The organism is Streptomyces sp. SID1328, from assembly GCF_009865595.1.
Taxonomy (GTDB): domain Bacteria; phylum Actinomycetota; class Actinomycetes; order Streptomycetales; family Streptomycetaceae; genus Streptomyces; species Streptomyces griseoluteus.
On sequence record NZ_WWKH01001037.1, the window covers coordinates 1 to 2,860 of the forward strand.

At 72.3% G+C, this 2,860-nt stretch carries 5 protein-coding genes and 1 pseudogene; all 6 read left to right on the plus strand.

Annotation, left to right across the window (positions count from 1 at the left end):
- Positions 1–57 precede the first annotated feature (57 nt).
- Positions 58–375 (plus strand): SpdD protein, encoded by a 318-nt coding sequence (locus GT030_RS33385; protein WP_161204269.1) that lies wholly within the window; start codon positions 58–60, stop codon positions 373–375.
- Positions 376–380: 5 nt separating this feature from the next.
- Complete coding sequence (locus GT030_RS33390) at positions 381–929, plus strand: GGDEF domain-containing protein (protein WP_161204270.1); 549 nt, start codon at positions 381–383, stop codon at positions 927–929.
- A gap of 19 nt (positions 930–948) precedes the next feature.
- A complete protein-coding gene (locus GT030_RS33395; protein ID WP_161204271.1) occupies positions 949–1,188 on the plus strand; it encodes a hypothetical protein in 240 nt (79 codons plus the stop codon).
- 93 nt (positions 1,189–1,281) lie between these two features.
- Positions 1,282–1,464 (plus strand): hypothetical protein, encoded by a 183-nt coding sequence (locus tag GT030_RS33400; RefSeq protein ID WP_161204272.1) that lies wholly within the window; start codon positions 1,282–1,284, stop codon positions 1,462–1,464.
- Between the two features lie 4 nt (positions 1,465–1,468).
- Positions 1,469–1,711, plus strand: coding sequence for a hypothetical protein (locus GT030_RS33405; RefSeq protein WP_161204273.1), 243 nt, complete (start codon positions 1,469–1,471; stop codon positions 1,709–1,711).
- Positions 1,708–2,860 (plus strand): annotated as a pseudogene (locus GT030_RS33410) (replication initiator); the annotation flags it as partial. The gene GT030_RS33405 and the pseudogene GT030_RS33410, both read left to right, overlap by 4 nt.

The following is a 2,860-nucleotide window of genomic DNA, read 5'->3' on the forward strand; positions in this document are numbered from 1 at the left end:
GCCGCCGAACTCGCCGCCCGCACCCACCGCTGCAACCCCTGACAGGAGGAACCACTGATGCTCACCCCCAAGTACCCGCCCACCGACCACGCCCCGACCCCGGCGCCCACCGCGTCCTCAACCGTGCCGGCCACCTCCACCCCGGCCCCGGTCGCGCCGGTCCCGGTCGCGCCGGTCCCGGTCTCGAACCGGCCGACCATCCAGCTCACCCCCGGCAGCACCCTCGCCCTCGTCGGCGGCGGCACCGCCGTGGTCCTCATCGTCGGCACCGTCCTGGTCTCCATGCTCCTGGCGGTCGCCATCACCGGCGTGAGCGTCGCGATCTGCGCGGTGGTTCTGCGCTCGCTGCTCAACGACTCCCGCAAGGGCCGGTGACCGGTATGGATCTCGCGCCCGTCGCTGCCGCGTTACCGGCCCTGGGCTGGGCCGTGCACGGCAGTGTCCTCGCCCGCCGTCTGGCCGGCGCTCGCCGCGATCCGCTGACCGGCCTGCACACCCGCGCCGGATGGACCGTCCGCGCCGAACGTCTCCTCGACCGGCACCCCAACGCCCTGGTGGTCCTGGTCGACCTGGACGACTTCAAGGCCATCAACGACCGTCACGGCCACCTCGCCGGGGACGCGGTACTCGCCGCGACCGCCCGCCGGCTGAACGACTGGGTGGGACGCCACGGCATCGCCGCCCGGATCGGCGGAGACGAGTTCGTCGCCATCGTCACCGACCCCGCCCACACCACCGGCCTCAACGCCCTGCGGACCGCCCTGGACCGCCCGGTCCACCACCACGGCGAGGTGCTGTCGGTCTCCGCCTCGGTCGGCCGCTGCCACCGCGCGGACCTGCCAGTTCCCACCCTCACCGACGCCCTGTCCGCCGCCGACACCGCGATGTACGCGGCCAAGGGCCACGGCCGGCGCAACACCCACCACTGACCTCAGAGAGAAGGACGCCATGGGCCTCTTCAGCCGCAAGAACGACACCCCCGAGCCCGCCCGCAACGAGCGCATGACCGAGCTGGGCCGTGACTACGCCATCGCCCGCCGGCACCGCGACACCAAGGCCATGAACCGGATCATGCGCGAGATCGGCACCGACAAGGACGTAACCGACCTCAGCGACTTCCGGTCCGGCCAGGAGTCCTACGACTCCATCCCGCCCATCCCGCGCGGACGTAAGCGCCGCAGCCAGTAACGGCCCCCGGAGCGGCCTCGGTCGCCAAACTTCCGCCGCTCCGGGCGCCTGCACCCATTCCTGATCCAACGGACCCGAAAGGGAAGCCTCATCATGCCCCAGCACACCCCTGCCCCGCGCCTATGCCGCGACTGCGACGGTTACGCCACCGCCCACATCACCACCGGTACCCGCCGCCCGGACGGCACCCGCCACACGCTCACCGTCGTCTGCCCGGCCTGCAAGGGCACCGGCCACACCGCCCCCGCCGTCAGCCTCACCCGCGTGGGGAAGTGACGACATGCAGACCCTCACCACCTCCGCCCACCTCGAACCCGACACCACCGCCCGCGTCAGCCGGTTCGCCCCCACAGTGGACGACGAGGGGTTCGTGAGCCTGCGCATCGGCGGTGCACAGCTCGATGTCGCGTTCATCGCCCGGCCCGGCACCGCCGACACCCTCCGCGCAATCGCTCGGGCCGCCGAGGAAGCCGCCACCGTCCTCGACCGCCTCACCGACACCGCTTCGGAGGGTGCCGCGTGAGTGACACCGCCACCGTGGCGGGCCTGGACCCGGCCACCCTCAACGACGTGCTGAGGCTGGCCGGGCACCCCGGCTTCGACCGCATCCAAGACCAGATCCGCCGCACCGGCGGCTGCACCGACCCCATCCGCCTGACGGGCTCGACCGTCACCCGCGACCGGGCCACCGGGCACGTCCTGCACGCCTACTCGACCGACACCGAACCCGGCGGCGTCCTCCGTCTCGCCTGCGGCAACCGGCGCGCCTCCCGCTGCCCGGCCTGCGCCTGGACCTACGCCGGGGACACCTACCACCTCATCCGCGCCGGACTCGTCGGGGACCCCGCCAAGGGCACCCCTGAGACGATCCGGGATCACCCGCGCGTCTTCGCCACCCTGACCGCGCCCTCGTTCGGGCCGGTCCATAACCGGTCCGGCACCCGGCCCTGCCGGTGCGGCACCCACCACCAGGAGGACGCGCCCGAACTGGGCACACCGCTCGACCCCGAGTCGTACGACTACGCGGGTGCGGTGCTGTGGAACAACCACGCCTCCGACCTGTGGCGGTACTTCACGATCTACCTGCGCCGCGAGATCGCCCGCCGTGCCGGTCTCACGCAGAAGGCCGCCCGGGAACAATCGCGGGTCTCCTTCGGCAAGGTGGCCGAGTACCAGAAGCGCGGCGCCGTCCACTTCCACGCCGTGATCCGTTTCGACGGACCCGAAGGCCCCGACGATCCCCCACCGGTCTGGGCCACCCTCGATCTGCTCACCGACGCGATCCGGGCCGCCGCTGCCCGCGTCGTGGTCGACGTCCCTCCGGCCCGGTATCAACCGGGCCCCGATCAACCGGCACGTACCGAGCCTGCTCGCTCGCTGCGCTGGGGCACCCAGCTCGACGTCCAGCCCATCGGCGCTTTCGGCCACGGCGAAGAGGTCACCGAGCAGGCCGTCGCCTCCTACGTCGCCAAGTACGCCACCAAAGCCGCCGAGACCACCGGCACCGTCGACCGGCGAATCGGCAACAAGGAGGCCCTGGCCCTGCTCGACGTGTCCGACCACCCGGCCCGGCTCATCGCCGCATGCCTCGACCTCCACCCGCTCTACCCCGACCGGAAGTTACGCGACTGGGCCCACAGCTCGGCTTCCGCGGCCACTTCTCCACCAAGTC